The sequence below is a fragment of the Pseudoalteromonas sp. MB47 genome (assembly GCF_011319765.1).
In the GTDB taxonomy this organism is placed as follows: Bacteria; Pseudomonadota; Gammaproteobacteria; order Enterobacterales; family Alteromonadaceae; genus Pseudoalteromonas; species Pseudoalteromonas simplex.
Genome location: NZ_VFBD01000026.1, coordinates 373,470 through 393,671, shown reverse-complemented (window position 1 = coordinate 393,671; position 20,202 = coordinate 373,470). Strand labels below are relative to the sequence as shown.

Below are 20,202 nucleotides of genomic sequence, written 5' to 3'. Positions count from 1 at the left end.
TATCAACTTCGTTCACTGATTAATTACAGATTAGCTTATATGTTGAACTTTCGCGTATGACTTACATCAACTAAAGTTCGGTTTCTTATGAGTAGAAAAAAGCGCAACAAAAAGCACTAGTAATACATACTTAGGCAGACTAGTCAGTAAAGTGGTTTTATCAATATTTGCAGAAAAGCTGTTAACAGCAAAATATAAATGCAGCGCTAAAAATGGTGTCAGCAATATAAAGTATGAATACGCTTTATCTCTAAGGTACAGGGACTTACTAATGAGTAAAAATACTAAAAGTAACGCTAACAAAGGAAGGCCTAAAGTAACGATATCAACCATTGATAAAGCAAAGTTAGGTGACAAGTCATAAAGGGCTGAAAGTACTTCGGTTGGAATCGCAATCGCCGAGCCATAACCTATGACTGGTATAGATAAATAGGCAAATAAACAGCCAAAAATAAATAAAAGTAGTACGTTATATTTCATAACCCCATTCCATGGTTTGTTCATTATTAGTCTTACGCTAACTAATAATGAACAAATAATCCACTACTTTTTCAGTACCTTACACCCTTAAAATGTCTTAACTTTAAAGGCTAGGTTTTCTACCGCACAGCCTGTACTACTGGTGTTTACACGGTAATAATGAGTATTGTCAGTGGCATTTAAATCCAATAAAAACTCATCATGCTGAGCGACTGCTTGTTGCTCTTGTGTTAAGCACATAGCTTGTACAAGCGAACGTAATTTAGCATCTGAAAATATAGTGCCAAAACGCTGCATCGGCAGTGGCGGAATTTTAATACTAGGGAGTGCATTATCAACAGTTCGTTTAGCTAGAGTAAAACCATCCTTTGTTACATCAATAACTGCACCAGCAGGCCAATAACTGATTGCTCCGTTATTTTTAGCGTTAGATTTAACATGCACGACACCGCTTTTACCAATCACCGTCATTAGTGCAGTTTCACCAGCTCGAATTGATACAAGGGCGGTGGTCTCATCAATGCCAAAACCATGCTGTTGCCCGGTATCTGCCAGTAATCTTGCCAAACGCATTGTTCTGTTGCGCTCGCTAAAGTGTGTATCAAGAACACCATAAGTAAAGCTGCCAAGCCCACCTTGTTTTTCATAGGTAAGACTATCAGCCGAAAGCTTATCACCGCATTCATTTTCACAGCGCTCACTTGGCGGTGATACCGCAAACGAGCCTTCTCTCATTGCCGCTAAACTTGTACCATTTGAAATCATCGGCACTGTGCCATAGGCATTTTTACCACCACTTTGCACCGCTGTACCTGCGCTTGTGCCAACAAGTAATGGTCTTTGTAAAATTGCCTGAGTCCAAGGATATTGCTTACCGTTATCATCAAACAGTACTTTTCTGGTTAAACTCTGATCGCCACCGTTAAACATAATACCCGTCGCGTTTTTAATCAGCTTAACTAAATGATCGACCCCTTTATCACAAAGCGCTTTTTCGGCCTTAGTTCTATCAGGGTAAATAGTCTCACGATTAAAAACGCCCATAGACTCTATACGTAAAGATTCCAAACTCTCACATTGCTTACTAGTAATCGCAATTGCTAAGGCGGGTGTTAGAGGTAACCAGCTTGATTCAACACCAGTAAAGTTTAATAACCCTTCATAAAAGTCAGCTGATTCATATGGATCTCTGCTTGATGCAGTAACCGCTAAAATTGTTGGTGATTCGGTGGTTGTTTTTAATGAAGCAGCAACAAAGTCTAAAATATCATTGGCTGCACGTTCGTTATTATCGCTTGTACTTACCAACTCTTTTTGGCGGGTCGAATCTGTATTTGATACAGCCACTTCAAGTGAGTCTATGACAAAGTTGTATTCTGAATCAGTAAGCTCGTTTAGTAACTTGTTATCTAAATCGCGCCAAGCCCATAAAATATCACTTTTGGTGATCACACCTGACTTTTGACGTGCAATCTGTGCTAATACCTTAAGCGTTTGCTGACGATTTTTTTTGTTCTTGGTTGGCCAATTTGTCTTTATTGCAGATAAAGCATCATTATTTAATCGATATTGATTATTCTGTTTACCACTAATCTGTTTATTCGAAAGACAATTTTTAGGGCTCATACTTGAGCAGGTGGTCAAAGATCCGCCAATTAAAACCAACGTTTGCTGTTGATCATTTGCATAGACTTTGCTGCCAAATGATGCGAAAAACAAACTAAATACCAAAGAAAAAGCTGAAGTTTGATATTTAGTCTTTTGCTCCTTAAGGATGTTCATATTGTTACACTCTTGTAAAAAAATATTAGAAAATTGCTTGCGCAGCTTTTTGTTGCTTGCTATAAAAAAAAGGAACATTTAAAAACGCGAGTAAGCTAGCACTGTATCGCTAGCTTTGTCAAAAGACCTTACGGATTGGAATTATGTTGAAAAACGCATTATCGCTGTGCACATATTTCTACTCTCCACACTACCTTTCGGAGTGGTTTGACGAGTAGCCACACCTCACTTCCTGTGAGGGGCTAGTTGTGTCTATAACCCACTGCCCTGTCTAAAAAATTATAACAATTATTCAAAACGTCACGGTTTTGCCGTGTGTTTTTTAAGACAAAGGTAAATCAATATGTTTCGTCAGTTATCAATTGCTGTAGCAATCAGTGCTGTGCTGTGCCCAGTACAAACTGTGTATGCTCAAAACGACCAACAATCAGAAAAAATTGAACGAGTAGAAGTAACAGGATCACGAATTAAAGGGGTTGATTTAGAAGGAACCATCCCGCTTACAGTGCTTGACCAAGATGCAATCAAGCGCTCAGGAGCGAACACTATTCATGAATTATTAAAAGATTTATCGGTTTTTAAAGGCGGTTCCGGTACCTTTTCAACATCTGAAAGTGGTGGTACATCAACCTCAACGCCAGCGGGTCAATCCGCTGCAAGCTTAAGAGGTATGGGTCCCTCAGCCACATTAACACTCATTAATGGCCGCCGTGTTGCACCAAGCTCGTTCGCAGCAGGCACTGAAAACTTTGTTGATGTAAATTCAATTCCGCTTGCTGCAATCGAGCGCATTGATATTTTAGCCACTGGCGCATCAGCAATTTATGGAGCTGATGCAGTAGCCGGTGTTATTAACTATATTCTCAAAGATGACTATCAAGGAGCTGAAGTAAACACTTCTTACACCAATAGCTTTGACAGTCATGACGAAGCTAAGAAGCAACTTAACTTAGTCTACGGAACCAATATCGGTGAAAGTAACTTAACGGTATTTGCTGATATTTACGACCGCAATGCCTTTAAAGCGACCGACAGAAGTTATACCGCAACGCCTAATCTAGTAAATGGTTACTCATATTTACAGAAACTTGAGAACTCACCAAACATTTATTACTTCAGCAGCCGAGATGGCAATGAACTACCAGCTCCAAACTGTAAAACAGAGCTTGTCACGACTGAGCATGGTGAGCAAATTTGTGCTTACTATGCAAACCAAGATGATTACCTAGAAACCCCATTTGAAAGCCTATCAACTGGCTTCATGTTCAACAGCACCTTAGGTGATTTAGATTGGCATACCGATTTCTTCTATAGCCAAACTAAATCAAAAGCCTATTCATCACCTGCACCAATCAATCAAATAAACGACGATGATGGTCCGTTTATCATAGAAGATGCGCTATTCATTTATGATAACGCTGATGGCAGTAACGACTTAATGGACCAGCTTTATATTGATCCATTTACCACTCAAGCGGGTCGAGATGTGTATGGCTTTGCATTTGATGCACGTTTTAATTCACCACGAACTGTTGAAGTTGAAACTAAAAACTTTCGCTTAGTCAGTAGCCTAGCCGGTTACATTGGTGACTGGAGTTGGGAGTCAGGTGTAACATTTTCTCGTTCTAAGTCAGAGCAAGAAGCGATTGATGGTATTTACAACCGCTACCAATTTCATGCTGCAATCACTGGTGAATTATGCTCCGACGGTTCATTAGCTACATTTGATGGAACTCAGCTCAATTGTGCGCAAGGTCAGTTGATGCCATTCTACAACCCTTTTTTACAAGGTGATGCTAATAATGATGCGGTGCTTGAGCTTGCAAAAGCAAACCCTAGTAGAAGTGGTGAAAGTACAGTCTACGGATGGGATTTAAACTTTAATGGCGACTTATTTACATTTAATGAGTTACCCATTTATGCTGCATTTGGTATTGAGGCTCGCCGAGAAGAGTTAAAAGATATTCCGTCTTTAGACTCTCAAGCGCGTGCTGAAAATGGTTATTTAGTTGATGTTTTTGGTTTTGGCTCGAGCTTATCAGAAGCAGACCGTACGCAGTACGCTGCATTTGTAGAGTTGAATATGCCAGTTACTGAGCAGCTAGAACTGCAAGTTGCTGGTCGTTACGATCATTACGATGACTTTGGTGGAACGTTTAACCCTAAAGTGGGTTTAAGCTACCGCCCTTCAGATTCTCTAATTATTAGGAGCTCTTGGTCAACGTCGTTTAGAGCACCTTCATTAACTCAAGCTGGCGTAAAATTACGTACCACACAATCAAGCTTTGATTGCGGCGCAAATCAGGCTGTTGCAGATTTATACTGTATGGGTGATGGTACTGAAGTCAGTGTTAACAGCCTAGAACTTGGTAATCAAGCACTCAAAGCCGAGGAGTCTGAAGCGCTCAGCATTGGCTTTGCATGGAGTCCATCTGTAAATACCAATCTAACCGTCGATTATTGGCATTTTGATCATGAACAAGTCATCGATACCAATATGACTGCCGTGCTTGATAGAGCAATTACGGACGCGTCTCTTCGTCACTGTGGCTTAGTACCACAAGGACAACAAGGTATTTCGTACGAGCAGCAGCTGTGTGAAGTAACCGATAATGCAGGCCTTAATATCGAAAGTGATGGCGCTAATCTTTCAGAGATCCTAACAAACTATATTAGTGAATTTAATCCGCGAGAAGATGAGTTATTCCTGCCGCTATTTAGAGACCATGTTATTCCTCTTGAAAATACCGGCACGCAAACCTTAGCGGGTATCGACTTTAAATTTGATCATCGTTTTCGCTTAGCTGAAGGTGATTTAACGTTTGCCCTTGATGGTACACACTATTTAGAGTTTGAGAGAAATAAACCCGGTTCAGATGCAATCGAAAAGCTAATCGGCACTTATCGCTACCCTGAAAATGTTGGCAGATTCTCTATCGATTGGGATGCCGAGAGTTATTACATAAATCTAGGTGCCAATTATACCAGTAGCTATGAGGATGATATTGAAGGGCTTCGTGGCCGTGAAATAGACGAGCTAGAAGAACTTGGCGAGCTTAATGATGAGTTAAAGCGTGATGTTGATGACTGGCTAGTATGGGATTTATCAGCCGGGTATTTTATCAATGATGCATTATCAATCCGTGCTCGTATCGATAATATCTTTAATAAAGAACCACCTAAACTATATGGTTCAAGTCGAGGTTTTGATTCTATAAACCATAATGCTTATGGCAGTCGCTATACGTTAAGTTTGAGCTATCGCTTTTAGCAAGGTATGGGCGGCTTAATCGTCGCCCACACTTTTGAGCTTACGTTATCTTAAACTGACGACTCTCAGTATTAATCTTTCTTAGCAAGGGCTACAATACCTTGCTTATCTTATAAACGTCGAATGACATTTAAGTGACTTTATGAAAAACAAACAGTTTGCGATGCCAGATGCGAGCATCATTTTGTTGTGCGTCGCAGTTATCGCCTATTTTGCCAGCCTATTTATAACCCCCGGTGTATTTAATGCCGAAAAAGATAGCCATAGTGTTGAATTATCACAATATCAAACAGCCTCAGATCATACCCCGCCAGCATTATTTGCAGAAGGTGGTGAAATTGGCCTAGCTAATGTCTTATTTGAAGGATTAGTGTCAGGTGATAAGTATGGCGCAGCGATTGGTGTGATGGCGTTTATTTTAATCACTGGCGGTGCGTTTGGGATTATCTTAAAAACCGGTGCGGTAAATAACGGCATCATGGCACTGATCAATAAAACACAACATATTGAGTGGGTATTCATTCCTCTCTTGTTCGTGCTTTTCTCTTTAGGTGGTGCGGTTTTCGGCATGGGTGAGGAAGCCATTGCCTTTTGTATTGTGTTATTCCCGATTATGAAACAACTTGGCTATGACGCAAAAGTAACGGTATTAACAACCTATGTTGCTACACAAATTGGCTTTGCCACCTCATGGATGAACCCGTTTAGCATTGCCATAGCTCAGTCTATAGCTGAAATTCCCGTTTTTTCTGGCGCAGGGTTCAGAATGGTTGCTTGGCTTGTTTTTACTTCATTTGGCCTTGTATTCACTATTCGCTATGCCAACTCTATCAGAGCCACTAAGCAACAATCTAACCAACACCAAGACAGTGCAATAAATTTAGATAACGCAGATAAACTAATCTTACTTACTTTTATTGCTGGCATTGTTTGGGTTATTTGGGGCGTGATGGCTAGGCAGTATTATATTCCTGAATTAGCAGCGCAATTCTTTTGCCTAGGGATTGCTTGTGCTGTAATCGCCAGCCTATTTAAAAAACAAACTGCCAATGAAAGCGCAAACGCATTTAAAGAAGGTGCTCAAGAACTGCTACCTGCAGCGCTTTTAGTGGCACTTGCAAAAGGCGTTATTATAATACTTGGCGGTAGTGACTTAACCTCGCCTTCAACTCTAAATACCTTGCTGTACTACAGTGCCACCAGCATTTCAGTTGTACCCGACTATATTGCGGCTTGGGGCATGCTATTATTTCAAAGTGTATTTAACTTCTTTGTTTCGTCAGGCTCTGGACAAGCAGCCATAACGATGCCGCTAATGTCACCGCTCGGTGATTTATTAAATATATCACGTCAAATTGTGGTGTTAGCATTTCAGTTGGGTGATGGTTTAACCAATATTTTTATTCCGACTTCTGCTAGTCTCATTGGCTGTTTAGGTATTGTTAAATTAGATTGGAGTGAATGGGCACGTTTTATTTGGCGCTTCACTTTAGCTTTGTTTGGCCTTGCTAGCTGCTTTATTTTTCTCGCACACTTTATTAACTATCAGTAAAAGATTTAATTATGTTAACACTTATAAAAGGCGCAGACGTTTTCGCCCCCTCACCTTTAGGCACTCAAGATGTTCTTATTGCTGGCGGAAAAATAGTTGATATACAGCCTGAAATCACCATCGATACTTATCAGAGGATTACCACAGTCGATGGCACTCATTGTATTTTAGTCCCAGGGTTTGTAGATTCACTCGTTCATATAACTGGCGGAGGCGGCGAAGCTGGCTTTGCAAGCAGAACTCCAGAAATGAACCTGACTGATGCAACATTGCATGGCACAACAACCGTTATTGCAGCCCTTGGCACTGACTCAAGTAGCCGAACTCATAGTAACCTGATTGCTAAAGCAAAAGAGCTGAAAGAGCTTGGGCTCAACGTGTTTTGTCATTCGGGCTCATATCATTTACCTGCGAAAACACTGACTGGCTCAGTCACCAGCGATTTAATGTACATTGATGAGTTTATTGGTGTGGGTGAAGTTGCTATATCTGATCATCGTAGTAGCCAACCCACGGTGCAACAGCTGGCAGAGCTTGCCGCTGAGGCAAAAGTGGCAGGCATGTTAAGTGGTAAAAAAGGCACAGTCAGCATTCATGTTGGCCCTGTTGATACACATTTATCGTTATTACATGAGGTTGATAAGCTAACCGATATTTCACTGGCACAATTTTACCCAACTCACATGAATCGAAATATCGACTTACTTAATGCTGGGGTAGAGTTTTGTAAAGCTGGTGGCACTATCGATTTTACAACAAGTACAACCGAGTATGACCTTGCTCATGGTGAATACTCTGCCGCACACGCACTCGCTTATTGCCTAGAGAATAAGGTCGACCCTACAAAGCTCACTATGAGCTCTGATGGCCATGCAAGTCTCCCTATTTTTGACAAAAGCTATAATCTGCTTGGCCTTGAAGTAGGTAAAGAGTCTACATTGCATGGTTCGTTTGTAGAAGCAGTGCAAAAATATAATGTTTCGATTGAACACGCTTTAATGGCGATTACATCAAACCCTGCACAGATACTGGGTATCAATAAAGGTGTCATTAAACAAAATGCAGATGCCGATCTTGTACTACTTAATAAAACAACGCTTGCGCCAACAGAATGCTGGTCAAAGGGTGTTCATATGGTAAGCAAAGGTAACGCCCTTGTGAAAGGCGCCTTTGAGTAAGGCCGCATCGGCGGCCTAAACAGTATCCGAAATGCGAGTAACGAGTAGTTGCTCGACTTTCACTCCTTCAACATCGACAACTTCAAACTTATAGCCACCAAAATTGATAAACTCAGCGCGTTTAGGCAGGCGTTTCATGGTGTAGATCAAAAACCCTGCGACTGTTTCGTAATGAGATTGCTCAGGGAACTCTTCAATTTCAAGTACCTTAGCAAGCTCAACCACAGGTGTTAAACCATCGACCAGCCAAGATGAATTATCACGTTGAATAATTAACTCTTCGCCTTGATGGCTAATTAAATCCCCCATAAAGCCTTTCATTAAATCTTTGACAGTGACAATACCTACCATGAGTGCATACTCGTTAACCACAACGGCAAATGGTTCAGCCGCTTTTTTGAATGTGTTTAAAGCTTCAGACAAACTCAATGTTTCTGGAAGATAAAAAATATCTTGGCTTATCAATTCATTATCAATTTCGGCGCTTTGCCCTTTAAGCACTTTGCGCAAAATATCTTTTGATTCAACTGAACCTATTAATTTATCTAAATTACCATCACAGACTAAAAAGTGGTTATGTGGATGTTCGATAATTTTGGTCGCCACTTCTTGAGCATCAGCTTTAACATCAAAATAGACAATTTGATCACGAGGAGTCATTACACTCGATAAAAAACGCGCTTCTAAATCGAATACATTGCCAATTAACTCATATTCTTGTTGCTGTAAGCTACCGTACTCTGCCCCTGCATCCATCATCGCCACAATGTCTTCTGTCGTAACAATGTCTTCTCGTTCAGCGGGTACTTTAAACGCGCGCAAAATCAGGTTGGTAATTCCATTAAAGAAAACGACAAAGGGTGTTAGCGCAAAAGTTACCCAGCGCATTATTGAAACCACATTAACTGCAACGGCTTCCGGCATAATCATCGCTAACCGTTTAGGTAATAAGTCAGCAAATAGAATAAACAAAGAGGTAATACTCAAAAACGAAATCAAAAAGCTGATTTGGCTTAGTAAAGGTCCTTGGTAAATCATACCTAAGATTTGTTCGATATAAGGCGATAATGCTTGCTCACCAACAATACCACCCAAAATGGCAATTGCATTTAGGGCAATTTGTATCATGGCAAAGAAAGCACCAGGTTGCTCTTGCAACGCCAGCACCGCTTGGGCTTTAGAACTCCCCTCGTCCACCATTACTCGTAATTTAATCTTGCGTGATGCTGCTATTGCAATTTCGCTCATAGCAAACAACGCACTGATCAGAATTAAAATAATAATAATGAGTAAGTCACTCATTGTAACTCCTAACATTTAAACGCATTCAGGGTGTTGAATGCAAACAACTTTTTGCTCGTTTTGCTAGCTAGAGTTTGGCGAGAATGGACAAAAAGCAGCTGATTATAGCCGCTTTATTACAATCAACAAGTGCTATTTTTAATCGTAATCAGCAAAGGCTTTACTTAACTTCTCAAGCCATGCAGTGTTCATATTTTTATTACAAGCAAAATATAAGTCAGGATTAACAACAGGAATACTAAACACTGGTTTTAGTGAGTTGAGTGTAGAGTCTTTTTGTAATTCAAAATTAAATTGTTGATCACTTAAAACGACTAAATCTATGCTCGTTCGACGACTTTTTAACACATCATAAATATTGTCAAAACTATCAAGTAATATCAGCTGATTTGTTTCATCAAAGCCATGTTCTTTTAAGAAAATATGAGAGTAATTATCTTTTAGCACCGCAATACGGTATTGCTTAGCTTGTTGTAAATGACTAATTGAAATTTGCTGAAAATTAAACGAATAAAATGAAGCAGAGAAACGTCCAAGTTTTGACAACCAGATAAAATCACGCTCCCTAGCAGGTAATCTAGCTATTGAGAATATACATGTATTTTCATCTCTAAGAGCCGCATTGTAAGAAACAGACCAAGGGTTCACAGAAATTTCATAGTTGATGTTACTTTGCTTGAGCGATGTTAGTACTTTATCAACTACAGTCCCCACTAACTCACCATTCTCATCTTGATACTGTAACTGCGGTAAATTTTCAGTGACCACTGTAATTGCAGAGAATACAGGTAGAGACACTAGTAAACAAAGTAAGATAAAGAGCTTATGCATAATCGCTATACCGGAAATTATAATTATTTTTTATACAAATATAGCGCGAGGTGATGAAATTTGAAATGTAAAATAGAAATAAACAATTAGCGGAAACTAAGTTTCCGCTAATATTGCAAAATGAATTACTTATTCATTGCACCAATCAAAAATGCAGAGATTTTAGCACCTTCTCTGAGTGTCGTTTCAGAACTTGTTTGGCCGATTAGTGAGCTGTCGGTGAATGGCGCGATTTCCATCATATCAGCACCTGTAATTGGGAACTCGTCAGCCAATGCAACAAGAATGTCTAATGCATGCTGAGGTGTTAAGCCACCGGCTTCTGGTGTTCCTGTCGCTGAAGCAAAGCTTTCATCAAGCGCATCAATATCAAAGCTCACATAAAGCTCATCAACATTATCTGCTTTGAGCTGTGCAATCACTTCATCAGCAACTGCTTTAGAGCCACGTTCGATAATTTCGTGGGCCCAATGTTGTTTAACACCAAACGTGTCTTCCCAATGTTGCTTAGGCTTACCACTAGAGCGGATACCAAATTGAATTAGGTTACGTGGCGCTGGTAAGTACTCAAGAATATGTGTACACCAAGAACCAAAGCATAAATCAATACCAAGACGCTCTACTAATAAATCTGTATGAGCATCAAAGTGAATGATTGCAGTGCGTTTGCCAGCATCACGTTTTGCTTTTAAGTAAGCTTTAGTTAGCGGGTAGCTAATTGAGTGGTCGCCACCGATACCAAAAATACCCTTATCAGGGTAGTTCGCATAAAAGCCGTCACAGACATCTTCAGTGATAGACAAAGGTGATACATGGTATTCACTGTTTTCATCAGCATATAACGCTTTTTGGCAGTTTGTGATGGTCGCATCGTTAAGGTATTTATCATGCAGTAAATGTGGGATCACACGCACATCACCTAAATCAAAAGCGCGTGCTTGCGGTTGTTGATCAATCAAGGTAGAGCGTAAAAAAAGAGGTCCCCAGTTAGCACCACGTAATATACCACCGCCGCAGTCAGAGCTAATACCTAAAATAACGGCTTTGTGCTCAGACTCTGCCAATGTTTCAAGTGACTCTTTCCAAAGCACATCAACATTGTCTGTTTGACCGTATAATTTAGTACGCAACGCATCTTTACGCTCTTTTGCTGTATTTACTGTAAATACACCATCGCCAGGAGGACAAAGACACTGACTTAGTTTTTCGTGGAATGCTTTTTGTGTGTTACTCATCTCTACTCCGCTGATTATTATCTGCATATTCATGCGTAATTAAAAAACTTGCGCAATCAGGTTTGTGTATAGTTAAGATTTTTAAGACTCAACAATGAATTGCTCAACCAAACCTATAACTTACTGATATTAAATGATTATATTTTCAATGCAGATGAATTTAAACTGCTCTAGTCAAATTAGAGCGCTGTATTTTGGCAGGTATAACATGCGCGAAAAGAAAGTCAAATTTTGCGGCAACCGAGTCGATTGCCGCTATAGATTTATATTCAAACGAAGTGAATACTCATTATTCGTAGCCTCTTGGCTTCTTGGTTTTGATAACAGCAATGTATGCATGCCAACTGGCGTAGCTTAATAAAGGCATAATCACAATAAACCCAGCAGTGCCTGTAATAAAACCAACAAACACTAAACAGAGTATTATCCCAGCCCAAACAACCATGGCAGCAAAATTGGTTTTAACCGCGTTCATCGAAGAAATTACCGCAGTCATGATATCAACTCGGCGCTCCATCATAATTTGCGGGGTAAACGCAGAGATAGCAAATACAGTGACAAGTAAAATACCACCGACAATACTACCGAGCGTTAAAAACGCCGATAATTGCTCAAAACTCGGGTTAACAACATTCGGATATAGGGCGTGGATGAGCGCAGCTAAACGCATCCAAACAATCATAATCACCATTAGTAACACCGCAAAGCCCCATTCACCTGCTGGGTTTCTAAACATAGATTTAAGGCTATGCATTAGAGTAGGTTTATGGCCTTTTTCAAGCTCCCACGCCACATCATAAAGGCCAGCAGCAAAGGCAGGGCCTATTAATGCAAAGCCAACCACAGCAGGCAAAATAACTAAGTGCGTATCAAACTGATATACAAAATACATAATTGTCGCTGGTATCAAGGTAAATACTAATCCGTAGACAAGACTCAGTATTGGCGCATTAGCGATGTCCTTAAATGCAAGTGCTAACCAATGAAACGGTGCAGATGCAGATATTTGAGAGCTCTCTAAACAACGAGCAAATTCGTGATTTTTGTTCATAGAAGATGATGCTGGCATAATGTATCCTCATTAAAGGTGACATCTTTAGGTTTAGGTTAACTGTGCAATTCTTGCAACATTGTTAAGTTAATCGGACATCTGTCCTGTACTTTAAACACATATGATTAAAGTATTACGCTTTAGACAAAAATAAGGTTTAATAATGGAAAAGGTATTTCACTTAGGGATCACACGTGACGACTTAAAAGGGGCAACTCTTGCTATCGTACCTGGCGATCCTGACCGCTCAGCACGCATTTCTACGCTTCTTGATAACCCTGAATGCTTAGCGAAGACTCGTGAATTTCATGTTTACCGTGGTGAGCTAAACGGCCACAGTGTTGTCGTTTGTTCAACCGGTATTGGCGGCCCATCTACTTCAATTGCTGTTGAAGAGCTTGCCCAACTTGGTATTGATACCTTTTTGCGAATTGGCACGACCGGTGCTATTCAGCCGCACATCAATGAAGGCGACATTTTAATTAGCCAAGCATCTGTTCGATTAGATGGCGCAAGCCAGCATTTTGCACCACTAAGCTACCCTGCTGTGTCTGACTTTTTTGCTACACAAGCAATGGTCAATGCATGTGATAAATTAGGAATTAATTTCCACATTGGTATTACTGCATCAAGTGACACATTCTACCCAGGTCAAGAGCGTTACGATACTTATTCAGGTTATGTTCCGCGCTCATTCCAAGGCAGCTGTGAAGAGTGGCAAAAACTAGGTGTGATGAACTACGAGATGGAATCAGCAACACTATTTACTATGTGTGCTGCCCTTGGCTTACGCGCAGCATGTGTTGCAGGTGTTTTAGTAAATCGTACTAAACAAGAGATTCCGAATGTTGACCACGGCGAGATTGAGAAAAAATCAGTCGCCGTCGTCATTGAAGCTGCAAAACTATTGCTTAATTAAGCGTTACTTAATTTCGCAATATAGTGCTCAAATGCTGGTGGGTTTGCAAAGCTTGCCAGCACAGATTTAGCCACCTCATATTGATTTTCTGCCCCTTGTGTTTCTAACAAGGTTATCGACTTAACTGTTTTATCATCAAAGCTTAAACCCGCAAGATAAAACTGACTCAATGCACTTTGTAATGGCGAAAGGCTTGGACTATAGGCAGCATTTTCGGCATAGCTTCCGTAAAAATCCCCTTCGGTAAATGTACTTAATTTAACAGCACTAAAATTACCTGTGTATGGCACATATGCATTGAGTGCTAATTGAATAAGTTTTGCGTCATCAATGGTAAGGTCGGCAAATTGTTTATCACTTTGCTTATGCGAAAATAAACACGCATCATTACCTAAATCTTTCGGGCCAAATGAATAAGGTAATAACTCATGAAGGTTAAAGTCACGCTCTGGCAATAAAATCTCAAGTGAGTCTGCAGTACTCAATTCATTCATAAATTGACGGCAATAGCCACAAGGAGCGTCACTGATTGCAATTCTTTGTACTGCTTGCGCGCCATTAAGCCATGCATTATTAATCGCTGATTGCTCAGCATGAACGACTAAACTCAAGGCTTGATGAGAAAACTCAACATTAGCGCCAAAATAGAAATTTGTTTCGCCTTGCTCATTTAACCCAACTGCAATAGCGCCCACGTAGAATTTAGAAATAGGCGCCACAGAAAATAAACTTGCAACGGGTACACAGGCTTTTAGTAACTCAATTTGGCTAACTTGAAACTGCTGACAAAGAGAAGAAATATCAGATTGAGATAAGATGCCACGTTGCTGTTTAAGCTGGGCAAAAAGAGAATTTTTTTGTTGTTCATTGAAGCTAAACGGCTCTGAATTTTGAGCTAGTTTGCTTGCATCTATCCTAGTTGCTGTCATAACAAATTATAATTATTAATTGGCTAAACAGTTTAAAAGGTTACGTAATGAATTGCTAGGTTTTGGCGGTAAACATCAAGGTAAATCGCACAATAAAAGCTAAAAATTAGCGGTATTTGTAAGCCCAGATATACACAACAAAATAGCGATGACTAGCTCGACCAATTATTGACGAACCAGCCAATTTTTTGCTTTGTTAAAACATTCAAAGTTTTCAGCTTGTAAGTTATAGCGCTTTGCTTTTTGCATAAATAAGTCGTGCATAAAACCATCAAAACTTACGACAATTGCTACAACAGCTTCTTTCAAAGAGTTTGCCACTGCCGGCATAATTGTGAATAAATCAGCAGGTGCGAAATTGTGCGTCAACTCAGACACGTCAACGAGTATTTTATCTGACCCATATAATACTGAGTATTGTTGGGCGATTTGGTAAAAGTTAATCACATCCTGTGCGCTTGCCGTCCCTCTTAACGTCATCATAACTAACGACGTAGATGCATCATAGGTAATGCAAGTAGACACGTTTGACATAAAAATACTCTTAAACTGCGTGAGTGGTTAGGGGTTAACTCTAGCTCTCAGAGTTGAAAGCCAGCATATTTTATTTATAACCCTAACCTAGTCAATAGCTAGCAATTAAATAGGTATGACCAGCATTAAATATAAGAATTTATAACTAGAAAAATACATTTTTGGCGTTACCTTAAATTAACCTTTAATGCTTTTTTTAAACATGCACGAGAATTCTGCCTTTAATTTAAGCCTTTTCAGATGCCCTTAAAATGAGTGAAAACTTACAATGAACATCATCTTAAAGCAGTAGAGTAAACACGTATTGTCAGATGATACATGTTTGCTTGGATAGGAATAAATCATGAGATTCATGGTTCCAATTATCGCAGGCATGTTTTTGTCAGTTCCTTTGCAAGCAACCGCAATTACAGCAACAGAATTTGAAAAACTACGCAACCAAGTCAGAAACACTTACGCAAACTCAAGACAGCTAGGTTTAGAAGAAGTAAATAAAATACTAGCCAATTCTGAGTTGAATCTTGAACAGAAGATCATTATGACTAACTATAAAGCGTGGGTTTTATCTGGTAATAATAAACTAGATGAAGCGATGATTACGCTTGTAGAGTTCGAGAGTATGGTTGCCAAATCGAAAGATAAGAGTCTGATGTATGGCTACTATAATATTTCGGGAAATATCTATTCCCATTTAGGGTTATATCAAGAAGCACTTAATCATTACAAACAAGCGCTCCCTTTTGCAAAGATGAGGAATAATAACCTTGTAATGCAAACTGAAAACAACATCGCTGTTATCTACTTAAAATTACACCTATATAACAATGCAGCAGAAATATTTAAAAAATTTAGAGAGTACAGCAAAACAAATAACCATACCTTTAATGAGTCGTTTACGAGTAATCTTCTTGCTAAGGCTTTGCTTGGTTTAAAAAAATATGACCAAGCATTAGAACTACTTAGTAACATATATAACTTTCAGAAAAGCAACGACTTTCTTTCACACCAAATAGTTAATCTAACCACTCAGGGAAAAATTTATAACTCTCAAGCACAATATAAAAAAGCAGAAATAATATTGAAAAAAGCACTCAATTTACTAAATGAGAATAATCTTCAAAGCGATAAGCTTGCTGTAATATTAGAACTTGCTAAAACATACAAAGCCCAAAATAAACCTGCATTGGCTCTAGCACAAATTCAGTCAATTGATTTAAAAAATAAAAAAATCTCTGACTATCAATTATTGCTAGCTACACTAGAGCTATCAGCCTCTTTGCATTTACAACAAAAAAACTACCATGCAGCAATTGATGCATACAAACAGCTCTATGAAACTCAAGAAAAAATTCTAAGAAGACAAACCAGTACTAATCTTGCCAAAGCGTTAGCAGAATTAGATATAACGACTAAAGAAGCAGAAATAGAACTTTTAACTAAATCAAATCAAGTTCAGGCTTCAAAAAATAAAGCAAATAAAGTGATCTTTATGGCGATTGCTATTGCCTTATGCTCAATTTTAATCGTATTAACGTTGATGACAGTGAGGACGAAGCAACAAAAGAATGCCCTGTCTAAAACATTAACAAAACTTCATAACACACAAGCACAACTTATTGAAATCGAAAAAATAGCATCGTTAACCGCATTAGTATCTGGTATGGCGCATCAATTAAATACGCCCATTGGCACCATTGTAACCGCTAGCTCTTTAATTGATGATCAACTTACACTTATTTGCCAAAAGTTTAAATCTCAAGAGCTATCTAGCAAGCACCTTCATAGCTTTTTAAACGATACAAACGATGCAAAAGATTTAATACAGGCTAGCATCGCTCGACTTGCCAGTATTGTCGAAGAATTTAAGGCACTCAATGTGTCTATTGATTTAGATAAACCGCTAGTCCAGTTTAACCTAAAAGAAGAAATATCACGCAGAGTTCTGCCTTTCTCAAGTTATTTAGGAAAGTGTATTAAATTCGATATTCAGGGCGATAATGTTGTAATAACTTCTTACCCTGCAATTATTGGTGACATATTAAAAACCTTAATCATTAATTCCTGCGAACATGGTTTTGCAATAAAGCTACACGGCTTAATTGAGATCGAGATTAAAGGTTTTCCTAAGCATGTCGAAATTATTTATCAAGACAACGGGGTCGGTATTAAGGAAGCTATCTTGCATGATATCTTTACTCCTTTTTATACCACTAATATGGGCGATAAACACCTAGGACTTGGGTTAAATGTTGTTTTTAATGCAGTTAAATTTAATTTGAAAGGAGAAATATGCGCCGAGCCTTATGAACACGGCGCACGATTTGTTATTAGCCTGCCAATCGATGCTCGATTGGTTGATGATACTAGCTATTAACCGGTATTACGCATACCTGCGGCAATACCTGTCATAGTGATCATCAAGGCATTATCAATATCGCCTTCAGAGCCCACGTCAGCTTCGCGTGAACGACGCAGTAACTCAACTTGTAATAAGTTAAGTGGATCTGTGTACGGGTTACGCAGCGCGATTGACTCTTTGATCCAAGGTTGGTCTGCAAGTAAGCTCTTTTGTGGGCTCAGCGATTGCACAAGCTCAATAGCCTCACTCAATTCTTGACGAAGCTTCACGCCTAATGGCTTATATTGCTCAGTTACTAATGCATCATCGTAGTGCGCACTTAACCATGAATCGGCTTTACTAAATACCATTTCTAGCATCTCTAAACGAGCACGGAAGAATGGCCATTTTAAGCTCATTTCGTGAAGTGTCTCGATGCCATACTTATCTAAAGCAGCTTTAAGGCCAGTTAATGCACCTAACCAAGCTGGCAGCATTAAACGGTTTTGGCTCCATGCAAAGATCCATGGAATAGCACGAAGACTTTCTACCCCACCGTTCGGGTTGCGCTTCGCAGGGCGAGAACCAAGTGGTAATTTAGATAGCTCTTGCTCTGGCGTTGCCATTCTAAAGTAAGGTACAAAGTTTTCATCATGGCGCACAACTTGGCGGTAATGCTCACACGAATCAGCACTAATAAGTTCCATAACATCACGCCATTCGCTCTTCGGCTCTGGCGGTGGTAGCAAGTTACTCTCGAGAACTGCACCAGCATAAATATTTAAGCTTTGCAGGGCAACAGCAGGCAAACCAAACTTAAAGCGGATCATTTCACCTTGCTCTGTTACACGTAGGCCACCTTTTAATGAACCTGGAGGCTGTGAGCGAAGTGCTTGTGCAGCTGGCGCGCCACCACGACCAACAGTACCACCACGGCCGTGGAATAAAATAAGCTCAATACCGCGATTTTCGGCTAATTGAACAAGTTTATCCATAGCTTCATATTGTGCCCAACCAGCAGCCATCATGCCTGCATCTTTTGCTGAGTCTGAGTAGCCGATCATGACATTTTGTTGGTTTTGAATATGACCACGGTACCAAGTGTTATCAAGTAAACATTCGATAACCTCTTTACCATTATTTAAGTCGTCTAACGTTTCAAATAATGGCGCAACCGGTAAGTTAAACTTACAACCACTTTCTTTGAGCAATAACTGTACTGCCAGTACATCAGATGCAGTTCGTGCCATCGAAATAATATACAAGCCAAATGTTTGAGCATCTTGCGCTGCAATTACATCAAATGTATCTAGCACCTCTTGTACTTCTGGGCTTGGTTGCCAATGCTTTGGAATTAGCGGGCGGCGAGAGTTTAGCTCAGCAAGTAAGAACGCTTGTTTGTCTTCTTCTTGCCATTGATGGTAATCACCTAACCCTAAATAACGTGTTAGTTCAGAGAAAACATCACCATGACGCGATGAATCCTGACGGACATCGAGTTTAGCAAGACGCAGACCAAAGCTGTTAATACGGCGCAGAACATCAAGCAGCAAGCCATCGGCAACCACTTTCATGTTGGTCTTAATAAGCGAGCGATAGCACACTTCGATTGGGTGTTTAATTTGCGCGATATCGGTAATTAAATCTTCAGAATCAGTGCGCTTATTCTTAATTTTAGCGCCCAAATGGGTCACCGTTTCGGCAATTTGATTCTTTAATTTTTTAAGTACCGCACGATAAGGTTCAAAGTCTTGACCTGCAAGCTCAATAAGCTCATCGCTTGCATCCGACATTGATAGCTCATTGCTTAGCGTTTCGATATCACGCGAATACAAATCGAGTGCCATCCAGCGGCCATGATCAAGTACTTGCTGTGTGACTTCAGCGGTGACGAACGGGTTACCATCACGGTCACCGCCCATCCAAGAAGTAAATTCTATTGGGCTGAAATCAATAGGCAGCTCAAGATCAAGCTCTGATTTTACGTCCTCGCCAAACTCCCGTAAGAAACGCGGAACAGCGTGCCATAAGCTATTTTCAATAACCGCAAAACCCCATTTAGCTTCGTCAATTGGCGTTGGGCGTGAGCGACGAATGTCGTCGGTATGCCACGCTTGGCTAATAAGTTGGGCAATGCGGTTTAATAAATCTGCACGTTCACTTGGTAAGTTGTCTTTACGCTCTAAAGAGGCAAGGCAATCACTTAATTCAACGTGTTTATTGATCATTGTACGGCGTGTCACCTCAGTTGGGTGAGCCGTCAGTACTAAATTGATGTGGAGTTTTGAGAGTGTTTGTGCCAAGTGATTCGGATCAACTTGACCTTGCTTTGAAGCTGTTGCTAACGCTTTTAATGTTTGAGTGAGAGGGTTTAGTTGGCAAAAGCCAACATCATTAAAGCGCGATACGGTATGAAATTGTTCAGCAACATTAGCAAGATTCAAAAAATGATTAAATGAGCGTGCAACCGGTAATAGTTCTTCATCTGTGAGAGCGTGTAGTACTTCGATAAGCGCCTGTCTGTCGGCTTCGTTACCACTACGTGACGATTTAGATAAAGCGCGAATCTCTTCTACCTTATCTAAAATGGCTTGTCCTTGTGCATCTTTAATGGTTTGACCCAGCATTTGTCCAAGCATACTAACATTACCGCGAAGTGCAGCGTATTGTTCACTCATTCTCATACTCCTTTCTTTAACTAAGTTGAAAGTACTTACTGCACAGTATTTAGCCAAGCACGAGCGCAGCTAAATACTGATCCCTTTTATTAATATCATTGTCAGCGTTAATTTAATAGATC

General features: G+C 39.9%; 14 protein-coding genes. 5 read left to right on the top strand and 9 right to left on the bottom strand.

Annotated features, from left to right (window positions below; genetic code table 11):
- Positions 1-66 precede the first annotated feature (66 nt).
- On the bottom strand, positions 67-480 hold the full coding sequence (locus IMPJCBKJ_RS15670) for a hypothetical protein (protein ID WP_166340949.1): 414 nt from the start codon (positions 478-480) through the stop codon (positions 67-69).
- 87 nt (positions 481-567) lie between these two features.
- On the bottom strand, positions 568-2,262 hold the full coding sequence (locus IMPJCBKJ_RS15665; RefSeq protein ID WP_166340947.1) for a cyanophycinase: 1,695 nt from the start codon (positions 2,260-2,262) through the stop codon (positions 568-570).
- Positions 2,263-2,605: 343 nt separating this feature from the next.
- Between IMPJCBKJ_RS15665 and IMPJCBKJ_RS15660 the strand changes: the two genes are divergently transcribed.
- The 3 genes from IMPJCBKJ_RS15660 (at position 2,606) to iadA (ending at position 8,263) form a co-directional block, all read left to right on the top strand.
- A complete protein-coding gene (locus tag IMPJCBKJ_RS15660; protein WP_166340945.1) occupies positions 2,606-5,533 on the top strand; it encodes a TonB-dependent receptor in 2,928 nt (975 codons plus the stop codon).
- A gap of 142 nt (positions 5,534-5,675) precedes the next feature.
- Complete coding sequence (gene yfcC, locus IMPJCBKJ_RS15655; RefSeq protein ID WP_166340943.1) at positions 5,676-7,085, top strand: putative basic amino acid antiporter YfcC; 1,410 nt, start codon at positions 5,676-5,678, stop codon at positions 7,083-7,085.
- Between the two features lie 11 nt (positions 7,086-7,096).
- Positions 7,097-8,263: a beta-aspartyl-peptidase gene (iadA, locus tag IMPJCBKJ_RS15650; RefSeq protein ID WP_166340941.1), complete on the top strand. Its 1,167-nt coding sequence runs from the start codon at positions 7,097-7,099 to the stop codon at positions 8,261-8,263.
- A gap of 15 nt (positions 8,264-8,278) precedes the next feature.
- Here iadA and IMPJCBKJ_RS15645 read toward each other — a convergent pair whose 3' ends face one another.
- The 4 genes from IMPJCBKJ_RS15645 to IMPJCBKJ_RS15630 all read right to left on the bottom strand — a co-directional run bounded on the left by IMPJCBKJ_RS15645 (position 8,279) and on the right by IMPJCBKJ_RS15630 (position 12,700).
- Complete coding sequence (locus tag IMPJCBKJ_RS15645; RefSeq protein ID WP_054552168.1) at positions 8,279-9,565, bottom strand: hemolysin family protein; 1,287 nt, start codon at positions 9,563-9,565, stop codon at positions 8,279-8,281.
- A gap of 138 nt (positions 9,566-9,703) precedes the next feature.
- Entirely contained in the window at positions 9,704-10,396 is a 693-nt protein-coding gene (locus IMPJCBKJ_RS15640; RefSeq protein ID WP_166340939.1) for a transporter substrate-binding domain-containing protein, read from the bottom strand.
- Positions 10,397-10,521: 125 nt separating this feature from the next.
- The gene (locus IMPJCBKJ_RS15635; RefSeq protein WP_138617340.1) at positions 10,522-11,631 is read right to left on the bottom strand and encodes an arginase family protein; all 1,110 of its coding nucleotides are present in this window, start codon (positions 11,629-11,631) and stop codon (positions 10,522-10,524) included.
- Positions 11,632-11,920: 289 nt separating this feature from the next.
- The gene (locus IMPJCBKJ_RS15630) at positions 11,921-12,700 is read right to left on the bottom strand and encodes a DUF2189 domain-containing protein (RefSeq protein WP_054552165.1); all 780 of its coding nucleotides are present in this window, start codon (positions 12,698-12,700) and stop codon (positions 11,921-11,923) included.
- A 145-nt stretch (positions 12,701-12,845) separates the two neighbouring features.
- Between IMPJCBKJ_RS15630 and udp the strand changes: the two genes are divergently transcribed.
- Positions 12,846-13,601, top strand: a complete 756-nt coding sequence (udp, locus tag IMPJCBKJ_RS15625; RefSeq protein WP_054552164.1) for a uridine phosphorylase — start codon at positions 12,846-12,848, stop codon at positions 13,599-13,601.
- On the opposite strand, the gene cdd is transcribed toward udp, so the two are convergent.
- The gene (gene cdd, locus IMPJCBKJ_RS15620; RefSeq protein ID WP_166340938.1) at positions 13,598-14,530 is read right to left on the bottom strand and encodes a cytidine deaminase; all 933 of its coding nucleotides are present in this window, start codon (positions 14,528-14,530) and stop codon (positions 13,598-13,600) included. The genes udp and cdd overlap by 4 nt on opposite strands.
- Positions 14,531-14,695: 165 nt before the next feature.
- Positions 14,696-15,064 (bottom strand): hypothetical protein, encoded by a 369-nt coding sequence (locus IMPJCBKJ_RS15615; protein WP_054552162.1) that lies wholly within the window; start codon positions 15,062-15,064, stop codon positions 14,696-14,698.
- Positions 15,065-15,407: 343 nt separating this feature from the next.
- Here IMPJCBKJ_RS15615 and IMPJCBKJ_RS15610 point away from each other — a divergent pair, with 343 nt between their 5' ends.
- The gene (locus tag IMPJCBKJ_RS15610) at positions 15,408-17,438 is read left to right on the top strand and encodes an ATP-binding protein (RefSeq protein WP_166340937.1); all 2,031 of its coding nucleotides are present in this window, start codon (positions 15,408-15,410) and stop codon (positions 17,436-17,438) included.
- On the opposite strand, the gene ppc is transcribed toward IMPJCBKJ_RS15610, so the two are convergent.
- Entirely contained in the window at positions 17,435-20,080 is a 2,646-nt protein-coding gene (ppc, locus tag IMPJCBKJ_RS15605) for a phosphoenolpyruvate carboxylase (protein ID WP_166340936.1), read from the bottom strand. The two genes, IMPJCBKJ_RS15610 and ppc, sit on opposite strands and share 4 nt — an antisense overlap.
- Positions 20,081-20,202: the final 122 nt, after the last annotated feature.